Origin of the sequence: Nocardiopsis sp. TNDT3 (genome assembly GCF_003427465.1) — a bacterium.
GTDB lineage: Bacteria > Actinomycetota > Actinomycetes > Streptosporangiales > Streptosporangiaceae > Nocardiopsis > Nocardiopsis dassonvillei.
In genome coordinates this window covers 1-4,408 of the sequence record NZ_QPFC01001313.1, presented here as the reverse complement: position 1 = coordinate 4,408, position 4,408 = coordinate 1, and the positions used below count along the sequence as shown (strand labels likewise).

The following is a 4,408-nucleotide window of genomic DNA, read 5'->3' as shown; positions in this document are numbered from 1 at the left end:
GGAGGGAGCCGTGTTCGTCCACGACTCCCTCCGCGGGTACGCCCGGTCCGTGTGAGGGGCCCGGCCCCGGACGGCGCCCGTCCAGCGGGCACCGCCGGGGCTAACCGGCGCCCATCGCCCGGATCGGTCCGGCCAGCTCCCGCTCGAAGAAGCCGAAGAACCCCTCCGGGTCGGGTCCGGCGTTGATCAGGCACAGGTGGTCGAACCCCGCGGAGGCGAACTCCCGCACCACCTCCAGGTGCCGGTCCGGGTCCGGCCCGTACGCGAAGACGTCGCGCATCGCGTCCCTGCCGATCAGGGCGGTGGCCGCCTCGAAGTTCACCGGGTTGGGCAGTTCGGCCTGCACCTTCCACCCGGTGAGCGCGAAGCGGAACAGCTCGCGCGCCGACTCCAGGGCGTCGCCCTCGTTGGTCGCCCACGCCAGCGGCACCTCGGCGTAGCGGGGGCCGGAGCCGCCGTTGTCCTCGTAGACCCGGTTGAGCGCCTTGCTCGGCTCGGTGCAGAACAGTCCGTCACCCGACTCGGCGGCCAGCAGGGCGGCCTCCTCGCCGCCCGCGGCCACGACGATCGGCGGCGCCTCCTCGGGCAGGTCGAAGACCCGGGCGTCCTCCAGGGTCAGGTATTTGCCGTCGTAGGAGTGGTAGCCGCCCGACCACAGCAGGCGGATGATCTGGATCGCCTCGCGCAGCATCTCGTGGCGCCGGGTGGCGTTGGGCCACCCCTGGCCCACCACGTGCTCGTTGAGGCGCTCCCCCGACCCCAGTCCGAGCGTGAACCGCCCCTCGGACAGGATGGCCGTGGTGGCCGCCGCCTGCGCGACGATCGCCGGGTGCACCCGCAGGATCGGGCAGGTGACACCGGTGGCCAGCTCGACGCTGTCGGTGCGTTCGGCGATGGCGGCGAGCATCGACCACACGAACCCGGAGTGGCCGTGGCTGTACAGCCACGGGTGGAAGTGGTCGCTGATCTCCACGAAGTCGAACCCGGCCTGTTCGGCGCGGACCGCCTGCTCCACGATCTCGCGGGGGCCGAAACCCTCGGCGAAGAGCTTGTAGCCCACCTTCATCGCGTCTGTTCTCCCTTCACTCCGTCTTCGCTACGTGTCAGTCGCTCCCCCGCCGTCAGGCGGGCACGGACGCCGTCGGCCGGTCCCAGAACCGGTGCCCGCCCAGCAGCCTCGTGAACTCGGCGACGCCGTCCTCACCCGCGTCCGGCGAGGCGACCACGCCCAGTTCCACCCGCAGGGCGTCCACGGGCCCGGTCAGCTCCTCCGGCAGCGGCGGGGCGAGCAGCTCCGTCCCCGCGCCGACCGCGGCCACCGGCTTGTGGTGCTTGTACGCCTCCAGCACGAAGTGCCGCGCGAGCCCGTCGCCCGCCAGCGTCCGTGCGGCGTCGGGACCGCCGGTCACCACGACCGCGTCGTAGAGCACCGAGGAGACGGTCGGGTAGGCCCGGTCGACGGTCACGACGCCGCCCCGCGAGGTGCGGACCGCGCCGTCGGCGGCCGCGAGGAGTTCGACCACGGCACCGGCCCCGATCAGGGGCTCGCGGAACGCGTCGACGGCGGCCTCGTCCACGCCGTCCGCGACCAGGACGGCCACCTTGCGGCCGACGACGGAGCCGAACGCCGTGTTGAGCTGGCTCAGGGCGGGCGAGGAGCGGCCGTGGTTGGGCGTGGCCTCCCGCTCCGGCGGCTCGACGCCGATCCCCTCCGCGACCCGGACGGACAGCCCGTGGTCCACGTGGTTGAGGTTGGCCACCACCCGCTGGCGCACCTCCAGCTCCTCGCACTTGCCCAGCTCGAAGCGGAAGGCCTCCACCACGTGCTCGCGCTCCCAGTCGGCGAGGCTGTTGTAGAAGAGCGTGGCCTGGGAGTAGTGGTCGGCGAAGCTCTCGCTGCGCACCCGGATCTTGTCGCCCTCGACCTTCTCCGTGTAGTGGCGGTAGACGCCCTCCCCGTGCGCCAGGGCCGGGCAGCCGCCGCCCAGGCTGTTGGGGTGGTAGGAGGTCCCGCCCCGGTGCACGCGGTGCTGGGCGAAGCCGTCCCGCTGGTTGTTGCTCACCGGGGCCACCGGACGGTTGATCGGGATCTGCTGGAAGTTGGAGCCGCCGAGGCGCAGCAGCTGGGTGTCCAGGTAGGAGAAGTTGCGGGCCTGGAGCAGCGGATCGTTGGTGAAGTCGATGCCCGGGACCACGTTGGCGGTGTGGAAGGCCACCTGCTCCGTCTCCGCGAAGAAGTTGTCCGGGTTCCGGTTCAGGGTCAGCTTTCCGATCGGCCGGACCGGGACCTGCTCCTCGGGGATGATCTTGGTGGCGTCCAGCAGGTCGAAGTCGAAGGCGTGCTCGTCCTCCTCCGGCACCAGCTGCACGCCCAGCTCCCACTCGGGGTACTGGCCGCGTTCGATGGCCTCCCACAGGTCGCGCCGGTTGAAGTCGGGGTCCTTGCCCTGGACGCGCTGCGCCTCGTCCCAGACCAGCGAGTGCGTGCCGAGCAGGGGCCTCCAGTGGAACTTGACGAAGGTGCCGCGGCCCTCGGCGCTGACGAACCGGAACGTGTGGACCCCGAAGCCCTGCATCGTCCGGTAGCTGCGCGGGATCGCCCGGTCCGACATCAGCCACATCATCATGTGCGTGGTCTCGGGCTGCAGGCCCACGAAGTCCCAGAGGGTGTCGTGCGCGGACTGCGCCTGGGGGATTTCGTTGTGGGGCTCGGGCTTGACCGCGTGGACGAAGTCGGGGAACTTGACGCCGTCCTGGATGAAGAAGACCGGCATGTTGTTGCCGACGAGGTCGTAGTTGCCCTCCTCGGTGTAGAACTTCACCGCGAACCCGCGCACGTCGCGCACCGTGTCGGCGGATCCGCGCGACCCGGCGACCGTGGAGAAGCGGACGAAGACCGGCGTGGTGACGTCGGGGCCGCTCAGGAAGTGGGCCGCGGTCAGCTCGGAGAGCCCCTCGTAGGGGCGGAAGTGGCCGTAGGCGCCCGCGCCGCGCGCGTGCACCACCCGTTCGGGGATCCGCTCGTGGTCGAAGTGGGTGATCTTCTCCCGGGCGTGGAAGTCCTCCAGCAGTGTGGGGCCGCGCGCCCCGGCCCGGAGCGAGTTGTCGGTGTCGCCCATCCGGACGCCGGTCTCGGTGGTCAGGGGCTGGTCGGAGTCGGTCCTGACCGCGTCGAGCTGGCGGTCCTTGGCGTCGCGCCCCTCGCTTCCCCCACGTCCTTCAGTGCTCACAGCAGGCCTCCGTCGATCTGCGGGTACCACGTGCCGGGGTCTCCCCCCGGTTCCACCTGACCGACGCCCGTTCGGGGCAAACGTCGTTGACCGCCTTTTGGAGCGGCGTTCACCGCGGTGCCGTCCGGGCCGGGACGACCCGCGCCGGGCCCGAGTCAGCGGGGGCGAACGGGGTAGGGGCGGGCACGCGGAAGGACCGCCCGGGCACGCCCGGGCGCACAGCGCGGGACGCCCCGGACGGATTCCGGGCCGGGCCCGCGGAACCGAAACGACAGGGGGAGACGACCATGTCCGAGACTTCGCCTCCGGCGCAGAGCCAGCCCTACCCCGGCCGGACCGAGCCGATGGATCCGCAGCCCAGGGACGAGATGCGCGGCTACGAGGGCCGCGGCCTGCTGAAGGGGAAGCGGGCGCTGATCACCGGGGCCGACTCCGGGATCGGCCGCGCCGTCGCCGTGGCCTTCGCCAAGGAGGGGGCCGACATCGTCTTCGGCTACCTCAGCGAGGACGCCGACGCCCAGCACACGGTGGGGCTGGTCCAGGAGCAGGGGCGCAAGGCGGTGGGCGTACGAGGCGACCTGGCCGACGAGTCCTTCTGCGCCCACCTGGTGAACCGCGCGGTCGAGGAGCTGGGCGGGATCGACATCCTGGTCGAGCACGCCGCGACCCAGGCGCCGGTGGACGACTTCACCGACCTGAGCACCGAGCAGCTGCGCCGCACGTTCGACGTCAACGTGATGGGGGTGTTCTGGACCGTCCGCGAGGCGCTGGAGCACATCCCCGAGGGCGGTTCGATCATCATCACGGGGTCCATCAACGGCCTGCGCGGCAACAAGTCGCTGATCGACTACGCGTCCAGCAAGGCCGCGGTGATGAACCTGTCGCACTCGCTGGCGCAGACGCTCATGGACCGGGGCATCCGGGTCAACTGCGTGGCCCCCGGTCCGGTGTGGACGCCGCTCATCCCCTCCACGCTCGGGGAGAAGGGCGCGGAGGGCTTCGGCAAGCAGTCGCCCATGGGACGGGCCGCGGACCCGGACGAGATCGCGCCCTCCTACGTCTTCTTCGCCAGCGAACGGCTGTCGTCGTACTACACCGGCGAGACCCTGGCCCCGACCGGCGGGGAGATCCAGGCGAGCTGAGCCGGGGGAGGGGGCGGGGCCGCGGTTCCCGTCCCC

General features: G+C 71.7%; 3 protein-coding genes. 1 reads left to right on the top strand and 2 read right to left on the bottom strand.

Annotated features, from left to right (window positions below; genetic code table 11):
• Window positions 1-100: 100 nt before the first annotated feature.
• Window positions 101-1,066 (bottom strand): TIGR03557 family F420-dependent LLM class oxidoreductase, encoded by a 966-nt coding sequence (locus tag DQW06_RS27280; RefSeq protein ID WP_013155578.1) that lies wholly within the window; start codon window positions 1,064-1,066, stop codon window positions 101-103.
• 55 nt (window positions 1,067-1,121) lie between these two features.
• Window positions 1,122-3,230, bottom strand: a complete 2,109-nt coding sequence (locus tag DQW06_RS27275; RefSeq protein ID WP_117199566.1) for a catalase — start codon at window positions 3,228-3,230, stop codon at window positions 1,122-1,124.
• A gap of 287 nt (window positions 3,231-3,517) precedes the next feature.
• Here DQW06_RS27275 and DQW06_RS27270 point away from each other — a divergent pair, with 287 nt between their 5' ends.
• Window positions 3,518-4,372: an SDR family oxidoreductase gene (locus tag DQW06_RS27270; protein WP_013155580.1), complete on the top strand. Its 855-nt coding sequence runs from the start codon at window positions 3,518-3,520 to the stop codon at window positions 4,370-4,372.
• Window positions 4,373-4,408: the final 36 nt, after the last annotated feature.

Excerpts from the sequence above, each read along its gene's own strand:
- DQW06_RS27280 (WP_013155578.1), bottom strand. The coding sequence starts at position 1,066 with ATGAAGGTGGGCTACAAGCTCTTCGCCGAGGGTTTCGGCCCCCGCGAG.
- DQW06_RS27270 (WP_013155580.1), top strand. The coding sequence starts at position 3,518 with ATGTCCGAGACTTCGCCTCCGGCGCAGAGCCAGCCCTACCCCGGCCGG.